Consider the following 19,061-nt stretch of genomic DNA (forward strand, 5'->3'; position numbering starts at 1 on the left):
ATGGTAGCACGGTTGAATATTTTGTCAACCTTTATTGCGTTTTTTGTGACTTTTTTGAATTTTCAGCGAATAAAAAGACCAACCCAAGATGTCTTGAGTTGGTCATACTTTATTCTTGATAATGTTCCGACGTAACGATATACACGAACGAGCTCTTTTCCTGACTGGCCAGCCAGCGCATTCTGATCTTGAATTCCAGGCCGCCGCTTTCATAACTGGCCGAAATTGCCCGGTCCTTCCCCTGGCAGCGGTCCATCTGCTCTAACAGGAATTTATCCACGGCCGGCAGCTTAGCAAGAGTCTCAGCCGAAACAGCTTGCCCGTTCTCTGCTATTGCCAGCAAACGTTTCAAGGCGTGGTTGAAGTAAAGGTAGCTTATGTTATCCCCGTCTTTTTCAATGATGGCCATCGGCACGTCGATATTTTCACCCAGGCTGGAATTCTGTTCTGCCAGGCTGTGGGTCGGGTTGGACAAAACGTTGACCCGGTCGATCTGGCTGTAGTAGTCGCTTAAGCTGATATCTTCAAGCTGGTCGCCAGCTTTGCCCAGGAACTGCCGCAATTCCTCCGGCTCCATGGAAGCCGCGAAGAGATAGCCCTGTTGGTACTGGCAGCCGATCTCCTTGAGGAAATCTGACTGGCTCCGGTTCTCGATCCCCTCGCATAAAGTCTCGATCCCCAGCCGTTTGGCCATGTCGACGATTTCTGAAATGATGATCTTGCTCTGGGAGTTTGCGGTAAAGTTTTCCAAAAAGCCCATGTCGATCTTCAGCAGGTCAAAGTCAAAGTCCTTCAAGTTGTTCATGCTGGAGTAGCCGCTGCCAAAGTCGTCCATCCAAATCTCATAGCCCAAATCATGCAGCTGGGCGATGATCTCCTTCAGCTGGTCCGGGGCACTGGCAATGACTGATTCCAAAACTTCAATCTTCAGATACTTGCTTGGAACCTGGTACTGGGTCCTGATTTTCTCGATTTCCGCGACAATATCACAGGAGTTGAAGTCAACTGGTGAGATGTTGACGGAAATCACCGGGATCGGCAGGCCCATCCGCTGGCAGCTCTGCTGCAGTTGGCAGACCTGGCGGAAAATCTCCAGATCCAGCAGGTGGATTTGCCGGGTCTCTTCCAGAATTCCAATGAACTGGTCGGGCGGAATTGCCCCCCGCTGACGGTCATTCCACCGGGCCAGGGCCTCAAAGCTGCGGATCTGCCCGGTCAAGCTGCGGATGACTGGCTGGAAGAAGGGCTTGATGTCGCCATTTTCCAAGGCCTGCTTGAAGTTGATCAAGACGAAGTCCCGGCTGTCGTAAACTGCCTGAACTTCCGGCCCATAAACGCAGTAGACCCGCTGGCGGTCGGACCCGATCAGGCGCATGGCCCGCCGGGCCCGGTCGACCGTGGCGATGACGTCCTCTTTGCCATCTTTGGTCTGGTAGATCCCGGCCTTGATCCCAATCGAATCAATTGCCGTTACCTTTTTGGAGATGTCCCGGATCTTTTGCTTGGCCTCAGTCAAGGGCGTGCAAGTTAAAAGGACGAAGTTGTCTTCCGTGTAGCGGACTAAGATGTCATCTTCCTGGTCAAAAAAGTCCCGCAAAACCCGGGAGACAGTCCGGAGCAGGTCGTCGCCGCCTTGGTAGCCAAAGCGGTCGTTGTAGCTGTGCATGCCGGAAATGTTGAACAGGATAACCAGGGGATGCTGGTCTTTTTTTGCCAGCTTCTTAAGGAAGTTTCCCGCGAAATTATGGAAGTAGTTGGCATTTGGCAGGCCGGTGATTTCGTCGGTAAAGAAGTTGGCTGCCCGGTCCCCGGTCTTCATGGCCTGCTTCTCAGCGTACATCTTGCTGTCAGCCTGTTTCAAGAGGTCAGCCAGGGGAGTTTTTTCTTTAGGCAGGTGGATGTAGCCGGTAGCTACTTGCGGGGCGGATTGCAGCTTGTCGACCTGACTGTAGTAGCTGATCCTTTCTCTGGTCAGCTGCACCAGCTTGTCAGCCTGCTTGTCGTCAGTGACCGTAATGACTGCCAAAAATTCGTCGCCCCCGTAACGGCAGACAATCCCATCATTGCCTGTCTGCAGGACGTCGTCCAGGGCCTGGCCGATGGCCCGGATGGCATGGTCGCCTTCCACGTGCCCGTAGACGTCGTTGACTGATTTAAGTCCGTTCATGTCAATCATGAAGAGGTAGTACTGGTCACTTGTACCCTGCTTCCAGATATCGTCGATGTATTCCCTGAGGTTTTCTCGGTTTCTCAAGCCCGTCAGACTGTCGATAGTTGCTTCCTTAATAGAGGAGTTCAGCTGGTAAAGGAAGTTGAAGGTGAAATAAAAAGTTACCGCGTAAGAGTAAAGGGGCAGGGCCGTGGACAGCATGACTTCGATGAAGCCGAAGACCGTCATCAGAACTGGATAGAAGGTCAAGACCAGGTAGTAGTGGCCCAGGCCGTTTTTCCGGTTGATTATGGCATTATAAGCCGTAATCACAAAGACGAAGGCAGAATAACTGATCGGCAGGAAAAGGAAAAGGCCTGAGAAAAATGGCGTAAAAGCATTGATATTATTGGTAGAGAACATCAGCTGGGGCGCGAAAATAGCGCAGATCAAGTCCACGGCTGAGATCGCGATCGGCAGGGCCAGGACGAACCGGCTTTGCCTTTTGTCAGTGGTCAAGGGCAGCTCAATCTTGTAAGCCACGAACATCAAAGTGGTATAGCTGAGGATGTTCAGAGTGATCGACAAACAAAGACTGGTAAAATTGACCAGAAATTGGTTGCTGGGCAGGATATGGTTCATCAACAGGGTCCGGGTTCCGTCTAAAAAGAGGTAAGCGGCCTGGAGGCCCAAACTGATATTGAACCAGTGATGCTGGCGGTTGTGCCGTTTGATTTGCAACGATGAGCGAAGCAGTAATGAGATTATAATGACACAGAAATATTCCGAGACCGCGTAGGCAAATGCTCGAGTAATTTGCATGGCATGCTCCCTATAAAATATGATATGTTCCTTAATTAATATAATAACTCATTTGCCTTAACAAAAGGGACTGGAGGGTTCAAAACAATTGATTAAAAAATTAGATGTTAGCGCTTTTAATTCACGCGCGAATATGTTATATTTTTAACTTGGAATGGATAGTCTTAATTCTTCATAATATAAGTATTATCCACAGTTAATCAGGATGTTTTGAATACAGGACAAGGAAAATGGGAGAAATTGAAGAGGCGCTTAAGCGGCAGCTGGCGGGCCGGGTTTGGTCTGCCGGCTTGCGCCGCCAGCTGGAAAGCAAGGATATTTGTTTAAGCGATTTGCTGCTGGACAAGCAAAGACTGAACGTAATCAAGTCAGCTGACGTCCCTTTAATCCGCCAGGCCCTGGACGAATTGCAACAGAATTTCCGCGAGGCAGTCAAGCAGGTTCTGCAAACTGAAATAGAAGCTGCTTCTGACGCGGACCGGCTGGCCTGGCTGCTCCTGCAGCTTTTTGCCAAGAAAAGGAAAAGAGTCCGGGACCTGACGGTTGACCAGCTGGCTCTCCTGCAGACTGAGGAAGCTGAGAAATACGTCTTTTTTCATGGGCCGCGGATCTATTTCCGCAACAACGCCTGCTTTTCGACTAATATTTTCCCGGCAGACCTGGTCCACATCAGTGAACTTGCCGGCCTAAAAAAGCAGCCAGCAGCTTTTTCCTGCCTGCTGCAGGGCGAAGAAGTGGACGGAGAAGAACTCAGAAGCTGGTTTGACCTTTTTGGCCCCCTGTATGAAGAAAAGTACTTCGGCAAACACTACGGCCCGGGCGTGGAACTGGCGGGATTTCAAATCTCTAGCGGGAGAAAAGATCCCCGGATCTATTATGTCCTGCGCTACCTGCTCAAGGATAAAGAGCCAGAGTCAAAAGCAAAAAGTCTGGCTGCAATTCCTTTAAAGACGATTCTAAGGCGGAATTTAATCTGCCATGAGGCCTTCAAATGATGACGGTCTACAGCCGGGAGTACTACCGGGCAGGATTAGCCGAAGGAAAAATCAAGGCCAAGAAGCTGGACAGCTACCGGCTGGGGCCGGACTTTGTTATGGCTTATGACCTGGGCCCGGCCGCCCCTTACCGGACCTTGCTGGTCGACCGGAAGCAGGGGGAGATCGTCTTAAAAGCCACGACCAAGACCCTGCTGGCTCACTTCGTCAACGAAGACCTGCCTGGCGGCTATCCTTTGCAGGAAAAGCTCTACCAGCTCCTGGAGATCCGGGAGCAGCACGTGATTTCAGCGGGGCACGGGGCGCTTTTTTCTCCGGAATCCTTTCACGCCGGCTTGGTCGATCTAATCGCCCTGCAGCGGATGCGGGGGATGGAAGCCTGCCAAGGCGGGATGCTCATGACCGATTTGGCCGGGGTCAACTGCTATTTCTTTCAGCTGAAGCGCGGCTATGCCAACGCCAGCCGGCAAGTGGAAGAAGCAGTTGAGCACAATGCCCTCTACTGCAGCCTTTTTCATGGTCTGGCTGGTCAAGTAGGCTGCCCGGTCTGCCGGCAAGGTGACTGGAACCTGCTCTACGGACCCAGCTACCAGCAGGCGGTTGAGGCAGACTTGGCCGGCAAGCTTCCGTCTTTAAGGCAGCTTTTGGCTGAGATCCGGGCAGAAGAAAGGCAGGCTTTTAAAAAGGTCCTGCTGGATGAACTCGGCCTGCCTGTTTTGCCAGACGATTTAGACTATGCCTTAAAGCAGGCAGAGAAAAAGTTCTTGTTCAGAATATAACGAAAAGCCCCCGCACTCGCGGGGGCTTTGCTTCCTTATAATAATTCAGACTAACTGCCGGCGGAGTTTCTCCAGGGCCTGCTTCTTGATCCGGCTGGCCGTCCGGTAGGGGATGTTCATCAAGTCGGCCGTTTCCTTAAGGCTGCGTCCAGCCAGGAGGTTCTGGCCTAAAAGCAGCTTTTCGCTAGTCGACAGCTTCTTCCAGGCTTCCTTAAGAAGCAGATTGTGCTGGTCGGCCTGGCCAACAAAGGCGGCGGCCAGCAGCGGTTCATCGTGGTCTCTTTGCCGCTTTCTCTGCCGGAGCAGGTCAAGGACCCGCCAGTAGACCTTGCGGAAGGCCAATTTGTCTGCTTCTTCCCGCGGCTGGTCAGCCATTTCCCGCAGGCATTGGGCGTAGACGATCAAGCCTTCTTGAAAAAGGTCCTCGTAATCGGCACACTTCCGGTAGACATGGGCCGTTTTCAAGGCTCCGGCAACTAATTTCCGGTTTTCCCAGGCTTGGTCCATTGCTTGATTGATTTGCATGTTCATTTTTTCGCACTCCTTAATTATTTTCTTGCTTGGCGCCTTGCAAGTATTAGCTTAAGGGCTTTGCCAAAGGAGTGCTGACCGGGAGCGAGGGGGCAAAAAGCCCGTTTTTCCGCTCTTTATACTTTGAAGGAAATGTAAGAACGGCTGTTTAAGGGCAAGTTTAGGGGTTGAATCCAGGTAAAAAATAAAACTTTTCCTAGGAGAAAAGCAAGAAAGTCGTCATAGATCATTCATACTTCCCCCGTATCATTTGAGCCATAGATCAAGAGATCTTGATCTATGATTCCATACCTTTTTTTATTCTTTCCAAGACAAGCAATTACGTGGCCTCCGGGCCGCATCTATATCTATTTTTTTACGCGAAAAAGCGCTGGACGTCGCGGTCCAGCGCTTTTTTCTTTTGTGTTCAGTATTCTTCTCTTCTCAAGAATTTAGCTTAATTAGAAAGTCAGCTTCAAGAAGTACTTGACGAACAGGGCAGCCAAAACGGCACCGGCAAATGGCGCGGTACCTGGCACGATCAAGCCGTATTGCCAGTCGTTGTTGGCCTTGTTCTTGATTGGCAGGATTTGGTAAGCCAGACGTGGCCCCAAGTCCCGGGCTTGGTTCATGGCGAAGCCAGTAGTACCGCCCAGGCCCATACCGATCGCCCAAACCAGCAGACCAACCAGAAGTGGAGTCCAGCCGAGCTTTTCAAACTTGGCAACGATAGCCAGGATACCGCTCAAGAAGATGGTAGTGGCGATCATTTCGACCATCCAGTTCCGTGGCAGGTTGCGCAGGTTAGGGTTGGTGGAGAAGATGTTCCGGGTGGCCACGCCGTCGATGGTGTCTTCGGAAGCCTTGAAGTGGTCAGCGTACATGAAGTAAGCCAGAAGAGCCCCGGCAAAGGCACCGGCGAATTCAGCCAGAGTGTAAGGGATGAAGCTGGACCATGGGATCAGACCCAGGATAGCCTGGCAGAGAGCCATGGCTGGGTTCATGCAGACGCCGCCGAAGATGAAGAGGCAGGCAGTGATCCCGAATGACCAGGTAGTAATGGCGAAAATGTGGCCTGAGCCGTGGTACTTGGTCTTGTTCAAAACGTCATCGCAGTGCACGCCAACACCGAAAAGAATCATGAGCCCGGTAGACAGGAACTCATTTAACAAGTTGTGCATCAAAATTCTGTTCTCCTTGCAGTAGATAATTTTTAAGGTACATAACAGCTAATAATTATATACCTATAGCCGGCAAAAAGATATAGGGAATCGTGATTTTTTGAACATGAATGCGCTTTTTTAGCTAGATTTAACAAACTTTCTAGGGAAAAGTAAGTGAATTGTTCACAAAACCGGGCCAGCTGCTGAAAAACAAAAGTGCCTGGTCTTTTTGCCGATGGAAATTTCACTGAAGGGAAGAATTAGCATCATAGTTTGTTCAAATTTACTGTGTACTATAAGAATCGTAGACGAGCTGAAAGAACTTGTCTATAACTCATATTTCTTATATTTTTCTTTCCCTGATATACACAACATACATATACACTACCTAAGAAGCAGCTAGCCATAAGCAGCTGCTTTTTTGGTGTCCAGGGATATTTTTTGTTTTCATAAGTCCAAAATGGCTGTTATGGCTTTTTCGTAATATATATGCGTAAAGCTTTTGAAAAAGGACATTAAAAGATGTTAAAAAGGCTTGCACATGAAAATGAAAATGATTATCCTAGAATTAGTGAAAGTTGTACCAGTTAGTAGTGGACTGGGTCAAGAGTGTATAATCCAGGCCATTTTTTGGAAATGAAAGGGAAAGAAAGAGAGATGCAAGAAGACAATAATAAACGCAAGCTTGAATACCAAGCTTTTTTGCCCTACGCCGCCCTGCTTTTGCTAGCGGCGTATTTCTGTTACCGGCAGATGCGGACGGGGAACGTCATCATCGGGTCGGATACGATTTTCCACTATAACCGCTTCTATGAAGCGGCTGAGCAGATCAAGCACGGCAACTTCAACTGGTTCATGACCATGTATGGTTTCAGCCACTCAGGCCGGGTGATCAACGCATTGTACGGGCCGCTTTTTGCTTATGCCAATGGCTTGCTCTTATTGCTTGTTAAAAGCTGGTACCGGTATCAGCTGGTCAGCTCCTTTATCGTCTACGCGGTTGGGGGGACCAGCATGTACTGGGCCCTGCGCCGCTTTGACAGCCGGCGGTCAGTTGCCACGCTTTTGGCCGCGTTTTACATGACGATCGGCTGGCTGCCCCGCTGGCAGGAAGGGACCAACTTCTCCGGCATTGGGGCGGCGATGATGCCTTACGCCATCTTGGTGGCCGCGGACATGATTCTGGACAAGGAAAAGCCAATTCACTGGGTCAAGCTGGGCCTTTTGATGGCTATCGCCTTGGAAGTGCACCTGCTGACGGCCGTGATGTACGTGGCCCTCTTGCTTCCAGCCTGGCTTTATGCCATGGTCCAAAACAAGTGGTCCCGCCAGCTTTGGCTGGAGACTTTTAAAGCGGTCGGCCTGGCCGTCTTGCTGTCTTTGAACACCCTGGCCCCGCTTCTCTGGATATCCAAGACCAATAAGCTGGCCGCCCCGTCGACGATGGACATGATGGATCAGTCCTTGCATCTCAGACACATTTATATCAGACACAATCCTTTAAACATCGTCAATTACAGTATGCGGGGCAGCCTGCCTTACTGGCTGGCCTACATCTTTATTGGCCAGCTGGTCTATGCCCTTTGGCGGCGGAAGGAAAACCGGCTCAACTGCTGGGTCAGCCTCTATGGCTGCTTCTGGCTGCTGGTCTCCTCCCGGATGCTGCCTTGGGGCCATATTTCCAACCGCTTGCCGGTCCTGGCCCGCTTCCTCCAGTTCCCGTCCCGCTTTATCTGCCTGGCTTATCCTTTGATTTTGCTGGGGATAGGGATGTCGGCGGAAATCATGCTGAAGAAGTCCAAGCACTTCGCCTGGCTGATCTACGGGCTGGCTGGCCTGTCTCTGGTCATCAGCGTGAACAGCCTGGTCTACTACATGAATGTTGATGCTTGGAATGGCTATTTGACCAATGTCGGTCACAATGCCATCACCAATTTTGGCCATGAAGTCACTGATCCGGGCAGGCACAAGATCAAGAAGACCAAGAAGGGCTTGATCGCTTTGACTCCCGCCCGCAAAGAGGCCATGCGGCAGGCTAACGCGGCCACGCACTCTAAAGACCTGCATAAGTTTTTGACCTTGACCAAAAAGCCAATCGCCGACTACCTGCCAGTTTACAAATTTGACCCTAAGCCGGTCATTACCGGCTGGTCAGATGCTTATAAGAACAAGCAATATTGGCAAGAGCAGACCGACAAGGCGGCCAGTTCCTACAATAAGACGGTTTTGAATCACAAGGTCAGAAAGCCGCTCAAGATCAAGGCCGTCAAGGGCGGAAAAATCAAGCTGACCTGGAAGAGCAAGGGCAAAAATAAGCGGCTGCCAGTCGTGACTTATGCCCAGTCCAAGCTGACGGTCAACGGCAAAGTTTTGCATAAGTATGAAAGAAGCCGGATCGGCGCTCCCTTGGTGGCCAGCCAAAAGGGCAAGAACGTGGCCTACCTGGAATTCGTGACTCCTTTCTGGATGAAGCTGCTTTTAGCAATTTCCCTGCTTTCCTGGCCTGGCTTTATTTGTGCCGGCTTAGGGGTTAAACTTAAGAGTAAGCAAGCAGAAAGGGAAGAAAAGAAGTAAAAACATGAAAAAGATTTCAATTATCGTGCCTTGCTACAACGAAGAAGCGGCTTTGCCCCTTTTTTATCCTGTAGCTCATGAGGTGCTGGAAAAACTGCCCGACGACTACGAGCTGATTTTTGTCAATGACGGGTCCAAGGACAAGACTTTGGACATCCTGCGCGACCTGGCCGCTAAGGATCCCCATGTCTTTTACATTTCATTTTCAAGAAACTTCGGCAAAGAATCCGCCATGTACGCGGGCTTTGTCAACGCCAGCGGGGACTACGTGGCTGTGATGGACGCCGACTTGCAGGATCCGCCGGCCCTTTTGCCGGAAATGATCAAGATTCTGGACTCCGGTGAATACGACAGCGTGGCCACCAGACGGGAGGACCGGAAGGGTGAGCCGCCGATCAGAAGCTGGTTTGCCCGCAAGTTCTACCAGATCATCAACAAGATCTCTGACGCTGATGTGGTCGACGGGGCCCGGGACTTCCGCTTGATGAAGCGGGATATGGTTGACGCGATCGTGGAAATGAGTGAGTACAACCGTTTCTCCAAGGGGATTTTTGGCTGGGTCGGCTTCAAGACCTACTGGCTCCCTTATGAAAACGTGGAAAGAGTGGCCGGGGAAAGCAAGTGGAACTTCTGGAAGCTGTTCAAGTACGCCATTGACGGGATTATCAACTTTTCTCTGGTGCCGCTGAACCTGTCTTCCTGGATGGGCTTCCTCATGACCGGGGTGTCCTTTATCATGCTGATCGTAATTGTTCTGCGCAAGTTGATCAAGGGCGACCCGGTAGCCGGCTGGGCCTCCTTGATCTGCGTGGTGATCTTTATCGGGGGTCTGGTCATGCTCAGCCTCGGCGTGATGGGTCAGTACCTGGCCAAGATTTACATGGAAAGCAAGCACCGGCCCCACTACATTTCCAGTGAATCAAATATTAAAGATGTTAAAAAGATCGACTAAGGTCGGTCTTTTATTTTTGCCTGTTTTTTAAAGTTATAATTCCATAGCAATTATTCTTTGGGATAAAAAGACCTTTCAGTGTTATTGTTATAACTTTTGTGTCATAATTAGTAACACTGAAAATAAGGAGCAGTTAATGAGCAGCAAGTACAAAATGCGCCGTGGGGATTACATCTTTTTAACGACCGTCTTTATCGGCTTGATTCTGGTGCTTTCTTCCATGGGAAAGTGGAGCTACCAGCAATTTAAGAGTACAGAGGAAAACCGGGCCCTGCAGACAGCTGAACTGGTGGGCAGGTCTTTTTCTCCAGCTCTGGAACAGGCTGAAGACTTTAGCCGGGAATTAGCACAGACGACTATTGATGACAATGGTCAGGTGACCAATTTTGCCAAAAGAAGCCGGGAAATATTGGCAACAGGTTATGTACAGGGCAGCTATCTGGTTACCGTGCAGGGAAACTGGCAGGCCAACCCCGGGCTGACGAATGAACTTAAGCAGGCTTATCAGCAGTTCAGCCGCGGACATTGCCGGGCATATGCCGTGAGCAAGAAGAAAACCATCATGCAAGGACCTGTCACCCTCAAGGGCGGAGAAAGCGGGATGATTTTTTACCGGCCGGTTTTCGTCAAAGGACAGCTGTGGGGCTTCGCGGTCGTAGCGGTCAATGCCAAGCAGCTGCTAAAGGCCAGTTTAGGCAATTTGAAGCATGGGGACTACAACTACCGCCTCTTGAGAAGTCCGGTTGACAGCAAGAAGTACAGTCTGATGTCCAGATCAAAGGCGGCTGTCGTCAGTCCAGTGGCATACAGCTTCAAGCCCAGCAGTTCAAGTGGCAGCTGGAAGATCTACGTTTCACCAAAAGGCGGTTGGACTTATGAGCAAAGAAGCAGCCGGGTGATGGTCTTATTCAGTTTGCTGGCGCTTGGGATCTTTTGCCTGGCGGTAGCCTTGGTCAGGCACCAGGCCCGCACGAGGCTGTTAAAAGAAGAAGCGACCGTTGACCCCTTGACCCAGATCAACAACCGCCTGGGCTTCAATGAGCAGCTGAAGCGCTGTTTAAAGGGGCAGGAAGGTGGCAAGTTTACCCTGGTCATGGTCGATGTTGACGACTTCAAGCTTTTCAACGACTTATACGGCCACCAGATCGGGGATGAAGTCTTGAAGCAGGTGGCCAGAGGGCTGCAAGAGGCTGTGGGAAGCCGCGGCGTGGTGGGCCGGACTGGCGGGGACGAATTCATGCTGGCCTTGCTGGGGCTGGACGCGGATGACTGCCAGACGGTGATCCAGCGGATTCTGACGGCCGACCATCAGATCACTTATTTTGGCCACAAAGTCAAGTACAGCTTGTCGATCGGCTACGCGGACAGCCCGCGGCAGGGGAAGAAGCTGGAAGGCTTGATCAGCCGGGCTGACGAAGCTCTCTATGAGGTCAAATTGAGCGGCAAGAGCGGGGCCCAGTACTATTCCGGGGAAACCAGCAAGCCCCTTAGATCCCAGCTGGGCTTCACCCTGCATGACATCGCGGCCAATATTCCTACTGCTCTGATGATCTACAAGCCGGAAAACGGCCATATTCTTTTCGTCAATCAAGGAACCCTGCGCCTTTTAGGCTATGACAATCTGTGGGACTTTTTTGGCCGGGTGAACACCCAAGCCGGACATGTCGTGGCTCCGCGGGACATGGATTTGGTCGAGGTTTGGCTGAAGAAATTTACGGCTGAAGCTGAGATTGGCGATATCCATAAGCTGAACTATCACGTCATCAGTCAGAGCGGGCAGGAAATTGCTGTCAAGTCCAACTTCAGCATGGTCGACAATCCCCATTACGGGAAGCTGGTCTACCAAACGCTGACAACGGCTTGAGGAGAGTAGGAGAAAACGATGCAAACAATGGTTGGCCGTGTCTCTCAAAAGGGACAAGTTGTTATTCCGGCTTCAATTCGAAAGGAATTGAACTTGACCAAAGGTAGTGAAGTCACCTTTGAGGTTCAAGATGATAAAATCATGATTAAAAAGCTGCCAAGTGCTTTAGATTGGGCCGATTTGATCGATCAAATTCCAGAAGAAGGCGTTGACTTTGACGAAAATGGCCATTATGATCCTAAGAAGTCACCAGAGTTTCATGACTGGATGGTTAATGGCTAATGCGTCCAATGAAAGTGTAAATCTGTTTGAATTTATTCAGAAAAATCAGAAGAAATAGTCAAAAGGACATCCCGGCGGATGTCCTTTTTTCGTGCTCTTTTACTTTTCTTCCTGGCCGGTAAACTGGGCGAAGTATTTGTCCAGGTAGACCTTGTAGCTGACGGTCATGATGACGTTGCGGAGCATGGTCTTGTATTCCCCGTGCTCGTGGCCGATGTCGGCCAGTTCGTCTTTAAAACCGAAGACGTAGGCCAGGACGTTTTCCAGCTCATCAACCATGTAGTTGTAGGCCGTCTCGGTGTCGTAGCTGGACCGCTGCAGCTTTAAGGCTTCGCGCAGGTCAGCCAGGGAGAGGACGTTTTTAGAAATGGCAATGAAAGTCAGCTCGGCAATCTGCTGGCGGCTGTAGAGCTTCTTTTTAGGCGAGGCAATCAAGTCGTGCTTGACATAGTTGCTGACCATGGAACTGGTCAGGTGGACGTTTTCCAAGGGGGCCAGGGCCTCATTGATATAGGTCGCGGTCTGCTCCAGGTACAGGCCCATCTGGGGCAAGTCTTGGTAGCGGGGCAGGTGCAGGCCGGCCAGGGAACGGGCAATTTTTTCCATAAAAACCTCCTGTCAGCTGATACAAAAGATACAGGCAAAATGAAATTCAATCATCCACATTATAGCAAATCGGCTTAGCGGTTTTCAAAAAACTTGACATAGGGACTTTCCTGCTATAGACTTAAGCAAAAGTTTTTAAGAAACCGATGACGAGGATTATAAAATATGACGATTAAGATAGTGACTGATTCCGGGGCCAACATGACGGCGGGGAATTTGGGCGGCTGCCAGTTGGAAGTAGCGGCCTTGAGCTTGATTCAAGGGGACAAGACCTGGGCGGACGACGCCAGCTTTGACCAGGTGGAATTCAATGAAAGGGCTAAAAGCGGGATCGCGGCTTCTTCAGCCTGTCCTAGTATCGCTGCCTGGCTGGATGCTTACGCCGGGGGCAGTGAAATCTATGTTTTGACCATCTCTTCAGTCTTGTCCGGCAGCTACAATTCTGCTGTCCAGGCGGCAAAGATCTACCAAGAAGAGCATCCAAACGTCTTGATTCACGTTTTTGACAGCAAAAGCGCGGGTCCGGCCCAGTTTTTGGCGGCAGAAAAGATCGCGGAACTGAAAGAAAAAGGGATGCAGTTTCCTAACCTGGTAGAGACCGTGAGCGACTACCTGGAAAACCATATCCGCCTCTTTTTCGCCTTAAAGTCGATGACCAACTTAGCCAATAACGGCCGGGTCAGTCCGGCAGTAGCCAAGATTGCCGGCCTTTTGAAAATATGGATCTACGGCTGGGCAGAGGAAGGCGAAATCAAGCCTTTGGGCAAGGCCAGAGGGGAGAAGAAGACCCTGGCTGCCCTGCTGAAAACTTTGGAAGAGAAAGGCTATACGGGCGGCCGGGTCAAGATTGACCACGCTGACAACTTCGACAGCGCGGCTGAGCTCCACGACCAGATCAGAAAAAAGCATCCAGAGGCCAAGGTTGACCTGGGCAACTGCCATGCTCTATGCAGCTTCTACGCTGAAGAGGGCGGGCTGATGATTGGGATTGAAATTTAGCAAGTAAAAACTCAGCACCGGTCCGGGTGCTGAGTTTTTACTTCTTGTCTTGTCTTGTCTTGTCTTGTCTTGTCTTGTCTTGTCTTGTCTTGTCTTGTCTTGTCTAAGTAATGGCCAAAGTTGTTGATCGCGCAGACGTACATGTCCCGGTCCTGGTAGTTGGCCAAATGGCGGACCTCGATAGAGCTGTAGTTGTCCAGCATGCCGTTGACGGCAGCCTTGGCCTTCTTGCTTCTGCCCATCAGATTGAGCAGGAGATTCTTATAAAAAGCCGAATCATTGACGATTTCCTGCCATTCTTCTTGATCCAGGTGGCGACGGGTCAATTCGTCCTTGTAGGCAAAATTGGTGAAGTAGTAGATCAGCTGGTCGCCGCTCCGCCGCTCGATCAAGGCCAGGGGCATTTCCAGGTGCTTTATTCCCTGGGAAATATGACTGACCATCGGGTTGACCAAAATGTTGGTTTCACCGATCGTATCATAGTAGTTGTTCATCTCTTGCGGCTCGTAGTGGTCCGCGCCATTCTTTTCGATCAAGGCCAGCATTTCTTCCTCTGGCAGGGGCTTGGAGAAGTGGAAACCCTGCAGGCGGTCGCAGCCGATGGCTTTGAGGAAGTCGGCCTGGTCTTTGGTCTCGACCCCTTCGCAAAGGGTATGGATGCCCAGATGCTTGGCCATGTCGACGATTTCCCGCAAAATAATATGGCTGCGGGAGTTGGTCTTGAAGTTCTTCAAAAAAATCATATCGATCTTCAAGAGGTCAAAGTCGAAGTCCTTCAAGTTGTTCAGACTGGAGTAGCCGCTGCCGAAGTCATCCATCCAGATCTGGTAGCCAGCAGCGTGGAACTTGTCCATAGCCTTGTGCAGCTGTTCCGGCACCGTGGTCAAGGTTGATTCCAGGATCTCGATCTTCAAGTAGGAGGTCGGGATCTTGTGCTTTCTCCTGATAGCATCGACTTCCGCAAAAATATCACAGACCTGGAAGTCGACCCGGGAGAGGTTGACAGAGACGGGCTGGATCGGGATCCCCCGCTTGTAGCAGGAGGACAGCATCTCACAAACTTGGTCGATGATCGACAAATCCAGGCGGTTGATCAAGTGGGTATCTTCCAGAATACCGATAAAAGTCGCCGGGCTGAGGACGCCTTCCTTAGGATCGATCCACCGGGCCAGGGCCTCATAGCCGCAAACCTTGCCGGTCAAGCTGCGGATTTCCATCTGGTAGTAAGGCTTGATCCAGCGCTTGTCCAGGGCTTCCTGGAAGTGGGTCAAGACGTAGTCGCGGTTGACGTACTTCTCCCGGACGCTTTCGTCAAAAACATGATACAGTTGGGTCAAGTCATCTCCGGTATACTGGAGGGCCTTCCTGGCCTTGTCGATGGCCGACTTGATGCTTTCTCTGGGATCAGTGTAGTAGCAGATTCCGGCCTTGATTCCGCCGACGGAGTAGTTGCGGAGAACGAATTTCTGCAGCTCTTTGATTTTGGCGATATAATCGGTATCGGTCGACAAAACCACGAAACGGTCGTCATTGTAGCGGATGACCAGGCCGTCGGGGAAGAGGTTTAAGAGTTGCTTGCTGATCTTGACCAAGAAGCGGTCGCCTGCCAGATAGCCGAAGTGCTCATTGTAGCCGTGCATCCCAATAACGTTAAAAAGAATGACCCTGGGCTGGTCGCCGGCCCGCAGCTTGCTGACCAGATAGTCCTTGCCGAAACTAGTCAAATAAGCCCCGTTGAGCAGACCGGTCAAATTGTCCTCATACTGTTCATTGGAAGGAATATGGCTGATTTGAATTGGCTGGGTGTCGACCGCATCTTCCCCAATGTTCAAATACTCCACGAAAAGCAGGCCTTGGCCGGAAAAATCCTGCCTGCTTAAGTGCAGGAGAACGGTTTGGTAGCTTTCGGTCAGCTTGATCCTGCAGGTCAAAAGATCTTGTTTGGCCTTGAGCATGTTGCTGGTGATGTAGCTGATGTCTCGCAGGTGGTTCAGCAGGTCTTCCCGGCTTAACTGGTAAAGCCGGCAAAGGCCGTCAGAAACCAGGAGGGGAATAAGCTTGCCTTCGTACTCTTGAAAGACGGCCAGGGCGAAATTCAGTTGTTCATAGCTTTCGCGGTTTGCCGCGGAAAAGTGGTAAAGTTCTGTCATGTCTCGATCCTCATGGAGCAACTGGCGGAATATAAATAAAAAACTGTACGATGATTTTTGTTAATTATAAGCTAAAAACTATAAACTAGGCTAGTACCATATTAGCACTCGTTCCCCTTGTTTGTTAAGCCTTTTCAGGGATTGCTTTCAAAATAATATTAGTGGTAAAAAATAACAAATGCTTTAATGGCATAGAAAGGTAAAAATGCGAATTATATTACTTGGCGACAGCATCTTCGCCCGAAAAGAAGGCCTGGACCAGCCCCGGATCAACTGGACCTTGAAAGAGAGAAAATCTGACCTGGAAATCGACAATACGGCGGTGTCCGGCATCAATTCCGGCGCCCTGCTGGCCTTATTAGGCGACCTGGCCTTAAAGCGGCCCCGGGCTGACCAGCTTTTCTTAATGGTGGGGATCAATGACGCGGCCAGCCATAAGCAAGTACCACTCAATCAGTACCGGCAGAACCTCCAGGCCATTGTCTCCGCCCTGGTCTGTTTTTATCCAGGGGTCAAAACTGTCCTGGTCTCCGGGCCGGCAGTAGATGAAAGCAAGCAGCGGGGGCGGACCAACGCAAAATTGGCAAAGTATGCTAAAGTAATGGGGGAAGTCGCGGCTGAATACCAGGTCGCCTACGCCGACTTTTTCACGGCCATGCTGAAGGAGGGGGACCTTGCAGACTTGTGCCGGGGAGAACTCGATGATGGCCTGCATTTTGGCTCGCGCGGTTATCAATTGCTGGCAGCGGAAATGATGAAGCAGCTGCCCAAGGAAGAGGTTGAACAATGAAGAAGATCTATGTGGTTCGCCATGGCCGGACCTATTTGAACAAGTACCAGCGCCTGCAGGGCTGGTCTGACGCCCCTTTGACTGAAGAAGGGATCGAAGGTGCCCACCAGCTGGGAAAGGCCTTGAAGGACCAGCATTTTGACCTGGTGGCCTCCAGTGACTTGAAGCGGGCCGCTGACACCCGGAAGATCATCGTTTCAGAAAATGACAACTGGGAGTCAACCAAGATGACCCAGACCGCTGACTTGCGGGAGCTCTTTTTCGGCTACTACGAGGCCTTCCATGACACGGAAGGGGTAGCGGCAGCCTTTAAGTCCACCAAGTACCCCCGCCTGGTCGACGCGGTCAAGGACGGCTACACCTGGCGGGAAATCGGGGACTTGTTCCACGCGGCTGACCCGGAAGGGGATGCTGAAAGCGGGAGCGAGTTTGAAGAGCGCCTGAAGCGCGGGATCGACTATCTGGTCAACTATGATGAGTCAGAACGGATCCTTTTGGTTGGCCATGCCTGCGTCATTCACTGCCTGGCCTGCATCTACGGGGGCAAGCACCTTAGAACGGAATTGCCTAAGCACAACGAGATGACGGTCTTGAATGTCGATGACAACGGCCAGGTCAGCCTGGAAGAATTTGGTCGGCCGATGTACTGATTTTTTGCCAGCAGGCCTATAATAGGATGTAGAAAAAACAGGGAAAGATCTATCGAAAATGGTAGGTGAGACAGATGATTAGTAAAGAAAACAAGTTGCTGATCCGGCGCTATCTTTACGCCATGATCAACATGTACGGCATTATTCCGCTCAGACACGCGTACCACATTTTCAGCCACCAGAACCCCTTGCTCAATATTGACGAGGACGACTTCTGGGAATTCACCATGCTGGACCAGAGCGACCAGGACTACAATATCGCTGGTGAAGGGGAGCTGCTGGTTGAAGACCGCGGCGAAGACGAGGATGAGGAATTCTACCTTTACGGCGACTGGGTCTTGATGGACCTGCCGCAGGATTTCAAGCAGATCAAAAAGCTCCAGCACAACCGCCTTTATTACGTGCCGGAGAAGGATGAATTTTTGCGCCGGGAAAATGAATGGTACTATGAACGGACCACGGCGACGGAAGAGTACCGCCAGTATCTGAAAGACAGCAATCCTGGCCTCAGCGACGACCGGCTGGAAGAAGCCTTCTTTGAGGCGCTGACCCAGCTGCACTCGGTCAGCTACGGCAAGACGGTGGAAGAGACCATCAACGCCGTGCCCCGGTCTTTGCGCTTGATCGGCTTTACTGTCACTGATGAGCAGGAAGACGAGCTGCGGGACCTGCTCAGACGGATGCTGGACGGGACCCGGCAGGAAGCTTTGCGAGGGAAGATGTACAAGTACCACAAGCTGCCGACTACCTTGGAAATCATCGAAACGGAAGGCTTGACGCCGGAAAACATCTCCCGGATCCACAGCGGGAAGATCGACGCCATGGAGTTGGTTCCACAGATCGAGCTCAAGCAGCCTGACCTGGCCCAGCAGCTGGTCACGCTTTACCAGCAGTAAGGCGAAATTGAAGAAAGTAAAAGACGAAGCTCTAAGAAGAACTTCGTCTTTTTGCATGCTTTCTGACAGCTTATTTTTGATAGCCGCGGCTGACCTTGCCGGCGTAAGTGGCAAAAATCGCTCGCAGGCGCGGGGCCAGGGCGACAACCAGGGCCAGTTTGGCCAAAGTCGTTGGCAAAAAAGGCCAGATAGCAGCGCTAGCCGCGGCCGTAAATGGTAAGTGGCTGATCCAGGCTAGCCAGGCCGCGCCCAAGAGCAGCTGCAAAAAGAGGGCAATCCCGGCAGCCAGGGTCAAATAAAATCTGTTTCCTTTAGCCAGACCCGTGATCAGGGCCAGGGGCAAGAAGCCCCAGAGAAAGCCCCCGTTAGGCCCGAAAAGAACGGCGATGCCGCCACTGGCCCCGCTGAAGACGGGGAGGCCGGTGGCTCCTAAGAGCAGGTAGAGGGCGACGGCGCCGGTTCCCAGCTGCCAGCCAAAGGCAGCCGCGATCAAAGGAATCACCAGGGTCTGCAGGGTAAAAGGGACCCCGCCCGGCAAGGGGACCGCCAGCTGGCTGCCGACAATGATCAGGGCCGTGGACAAGGCTAAAAGACAAAGCTGAAAAGTATTTTTTCTGGACATGTTTCTCCTCCAATCCAGTAAAACTATTGCTTACTTGATTAATATAGTTTTACTGGAGCTTTTTGTCAATAAGATATTTTATTGAGTACACGTATAGTAATTATTACGAGAAAACTAAGTCTAGTGGCTAAGTGCCGAGGATGCTACTAGATATACACAACTTCCACAGAAGTTATCCACAAGATATCGTAGTTGCTTGTCGGAGTAAGGCCCAAGATGTGGAAAAAGAAAAAATGGGGGTAAGATAAGTTGAAGACA

Annotated in this window: 16 protein-coding genes; 10 read left to right on the top strand and 6 right to left on the bottom strand. The window is 51.0% G+C overall.

What is annotated here, in order from left to right:
- Positions 1 to 109: 109 nt before the first annotated feature.
- Positions 110 to 2,971 carry a bifunctional diguanylate cyclase/phosphodiesterase gene (locus ACYVUU_RS00345; protein WP_484499615.1) on the bottom strand — a complete coding sequence of 954 codons (2,862 nt, stop codon included), beginning with the start codon at positions 2,969 to 2,971 and terminating at the stop codon, positions 110 to 112.
- A 230-nt stretch (positions 2,972 to 3,201) separates the two neighbouring features.
- Between ACYVUU_RS00345 and ACYVUU_RS00350 the strand changes: the two genes are divergently transcribed.
- Together ACYVUU_RS00350 and ACYVUU_RS00355 are read left to right on the top strand one after the other, a co-directional pair.
- Positions 3,202 to 3,966: a hypothetical protein gene (locus ACYVUU_RS00350; RefSeq protein ID WP_439775252.1), complete on the top strand. Its 765-nt coding sequence runs from the start codon at positions 3,202 to 3,204 to the stop codon at positions 3,964 to 3,966.
- Positions 3,963 to 4,745, top strand: a complete 783-nt coding sequence (locus ACYVUU_RS00355) for a hypothetical protein (protein ID WP_439775251.1) — start codon at positions 3,963 to 3,965, stop codon at positions 4,743 to 4,745. Before ACYVUU_RS00350 ends, ACYVUU_RS00355 begins: the two co-directional genes overlap by 4 nt.
- A gap of 45 nt (positions 4,746 to 4,790) precedes the next feature.
- Here the strand turns inward: ACYVUU_RS00355 and ACYVUU_RS00360 are convergent, their stop codons facing one another.
- Together ACYVUU_RS00360 and larD are read right to left on the bottom strand one after the other, a co-directional pair.
- On the bottom strand, positions 4,791 to 5,276 hold the full coding sequence (locus ACYVUU_RS00360; protein ID WP_439775250.1) for a sigma-70 family RNA polymerase sigma factor: 486 nt from the start codon (positions 5,274 to 5,276) through the stop codon (positions 4,791 to 4,793).
- 440 nt (positions 5,277 to 5,716) lie between these two features.
- A complete protein-coding gene (larD, locus tag ACYVUU_RS00365; protein WP_439775249.1) occupies positions 5,717 to 6,439 on the bottom strand; it encodes a D/L-lactic acid transporter LarD in 723 nt (240 codons plus the stop codon).
- Positions 6,440 to 7,075: 636 nt separating this feature from the next.
- On the opposite strand from larD, the gene ACYVUU_RS00370 reads away from it, so the two are divergent.
- The 4 genes from ACYVUU_RS00370 (at position 7,076) to ACYVUU_RS00385 (ending at position 12,090) form a co-directional block, all read left to right on the top strand.
- Positions 7,076 to 8,992 carry a hypothetical protein gene (locus tag ACYVUU_RS00370; protein ID WP_439775248.1) on the top strand — a complete coding sequence of 639 codons (1,917 nt, stop codon included), beginning with the start codon at positions 7,076 to 7,078 and terminating at the stop codon, positions 8,990 to 8,992.
- A gap of 4 nt (positions 8,993 to 8,996) precedes the next feature.
- Positions 8,997 to 9,944, top strand: a complete 948-nt coding sequence (locus tag ACYVUU_RS00375) for a glycosyltransferase family 2 protein (RefSeq protein WP_439775247.1) — start codon at positions 8,997 to 8,999, stop codon at positions 9,942 to 9,944.
- A gap of 136 nt (positions 9,945 to 10,080) precedes the next feature.
- Entirely contained in the window at positions 10,081 to 11,808 is a 1,728-nt protein-coding gene (locus ACYVUU_RS00380) for a sensor domain-containing diguanylate cyclase (RefSeq protein WP_484499323.1), read from the top strand.
- An 18-nt stretch (positions 11,809 to 11,826) separates the two neighbouring features.
- Positions 11,827 to 12,090, top strand: coding sequence for an AbrB/MazE/SpoVT family DNA-binding domain-containing protein (locus ACYVUU_RS00385; protein ID WP_439775245.1), 264 nt, complete (start codon positions 11,827 to 11,829; stop codon positions 12,088 to 12,090).
- 99 nt (positions 12,091 to 12,189) lie between these two features.
- Here ACYVUU_RS00385 and ACYVUU_RS00390 read toward each other — a convergent pair whose 3' ends face one another.
- Entirely contained in the window at positions 12,190 to 12,696 is a 507-nt protein-coding gene (locus ACYVUU_RS00390) for a DUF1836 domain-containing protein (protein WP_439775244.1), read from the bottom strand.
- A gap of 165 nt (positions 12,697 to 12,861) precedes the next feature.
- Between ACYVUU_RS00390 and ACYVUU_RS00395 the strand changes: the two genes are divergently transcribed.
- On the top strand, positions 12,862 to 13,695 hold the full coding sequence (locus tag ACYVUU_RS00395) for a DegV family protein (protein ID WP_439775243.1): 834 nt from the start codon (positions 12,862 to 12,864) through the stop codon (positions 13,693 to 13,695).
- An 11-nt stretch (positions 13,696 to 13,706) separates the two neighbouring features.
- On the opposite strand, the gene ACYVUU_RS00400 is transcribed toward ACYVUU_RS00395, so the two are convergent.
- Complete coding sequence (locus ACYVUU_RS00400; protein WP_484499616.1) at positions 13,707 to 15,845, bottom strand: EAL domain-containing protein; 2,139 nt, start codon at positions 15,843 to 15,845, stop codon at positions 13,707 to 13,709.
- A 205-nt stretch (positions 15,846 to 16,050) separates the two neighbouring features.
- On the opposite strand from ACYVUU_RS00400, the gene ACYVUU_RS00405 reads away from it, so the two are divergent.
- From ACYVUU_RS00405 to ACYVUU_RS00415, 3 genes are all read left to right on the top strand, one after another.
- Positions 16,051 to 16,635, top strand: coding sequence for an SGNH/GDSL hydrolase family protein (locus ACYVUU_RS00405; protein ID WP_439775241.1), 585 nt, complete (start codon positions 16,051 to 16,053; stop codon positions 16,633 to 16,635).
- Positions 16,632 to 17,285 carry a histidine phosphatase family protein gene (locus tag ACYVUU_RS00410; protein ID WP_439775240.1) on the top strand — a complete coding sequence of 218 codons (654 nt, stop codon included), beginning with the start codon at positions 16,632 to 16,634 and terminating at the stop codon, positions 17,283 to 17,285. The genes ACYVUU_RS00405 and ACYVUU_RS00410 overlap by 4 nt, the downstream gene beginning before the upstream one ends.
- Positions 17,286 to 17,359: 74 nt before the next feature.
- Entirely contained in the window at positions 17,360 to 18,181 is an 822-nt protein-coding gene (locus ACYVUU_RS00415; protein WP_439775239.1) for a hypothetical protein, read from the top strand.
- Positions 18,182 to 18,251: 70 nt separating this feature from the next.
- Here the strand turns inward: ACYVUU_RS00415 and ACYVUU_RS00420 are convergent, their stop codons facing one another.
- Positions 18,252 to 18,803 (bottom strand): biotin transporter BioY, encoded by a 552-nt coding sequence (locus ACYVUU_RS00420; protein WP_439775238.1) that lies wholly within the window; start codon positions 18,801 to 18,803, stop codon positions 18,252 to 18,254.
- Positions 18,804 to 19,061: the final 258 nt, after the last annotated feature.

It is taken from the genome of Lactobacillus sp. WILCCON 0058, assembly GCF_057198005.1.

What these genes read in the sequence shown, in the direction of transcription:
- ACYVUU_RS00350 (WP_439775252.1), top strand. Translation starts at nt 3,202, where the DNA reads ATGGGAGAAATTGAAGAGGCGCTTAAGCGGCAGCTGGCGGGCCGGGTT.
- ACYVUU_RS00395 (WP_439775243.1), top strand. Translation starts at nt 12,862, where the DNA reads ATGACGATTAAGATAGTGACTGATTCCGGGGCCAACATGACGGCGGGG.
- ACYVUU_RS00375 (WP_439775247.1), top strand. Translation starts at nt 8,997, where the DNA reads ATGAAAAAGATTTCAATTATCGTGCCTTGCTACAACGAAGAAGCGGCT.
- ACYVUU_RS00385 (WP_439775245.1), top strand. Translation starts at nt 11,827, where the DNA reads ATGCAAACAATGGTTGGCCGTGTCTCTCAAAAGGGACAAGTTGTTATT.
- ACYVUU_RS00355 (WP_439775251.1), top strand. Translation starts at nt 3,963, where the DNA reads ATGATGACGGTCTACAGCCGGGAGTACTACCGGGCAGGATTAGCCGAA.
- ACYVUU_RS00360 (WP_439775250.1), bottom strand. Translation starts at nt 5,276, where the DNA reads ATGAACATGCAAATCAATCAAGCAATGGACCAAGCCTGGGAAAACCGG.
- ACYVUU_RS00420 (WP_439775238.1), bottom strand. Translation starts at nt 18,803, where the DNA reads ATGTCCAGAAAAAATACTTTTCAGCTTTGTCTTTTAGCCTTGTCCACG.
- ACYVUU_RS00410 (WP_439775240.1), top strand. Translation starts at nt 16,632, where the DNA reads ATGAAGAAGATCTATGTGGTTCGCCATGGCCGGACCTATTTGAACAAG.
- ACYVUU_RS00400 (WP_484499616.1), bottom strand. Translation starts at nt 15,845, where the DNA reads ATGACAGAACTTTACCACTTTTCCGCGGCAAACCGCGAAAGCTATGAA.
- ACYVUU_RS00370 (WP_439775248.1), top strand. Translation starts at nt 7,076, where the DNA reads ATGCAAGAAGACAATAATAAACGCAAGCTTGAATACCAAGCTTTTTTG.
- ACYVUU_RS00405 (WP_439775241.1), top strand. Translation starts at nt 16,051, where the DNA reads ATGCGAATTATATTACTTGGCGACAGCATCTTCGCCCGAAAAGAAGGC.
- ACYVUU_RS00380 (WP_484499323.1), top strand. Translation starts at nt 10,081, where the DNA reads ATGAGCAGCAAGTACAAAATGCGCCGTGGGGATTACATCTTTTTAACG.
- ACYVUU_RS00345 (WP_484499615.1), bottom strand. Translation starts at nt 2,971, where the DNA reads ATGCAAATTACTCGAGCATTTGCCTACGCGGTCTCGGAATATTTCTGT.
- ACYVUU_RS00415 (WP_439775239.1), top strand. Translation starts at nt 17,360, where the DNA reads ATGATTAGTAAAGAAAACAAGTTGCTGATCCGGCGCTATCTTTACGCC.
- ACYVUU_RS00390 (WP_439775244.1), bottom strand. Translation starts at nt 12,696, where the DNA reads ATGGAAAAAATTGCCCGTTCCCTGGCCGGCCTGCACCTGCCCCGCTAC.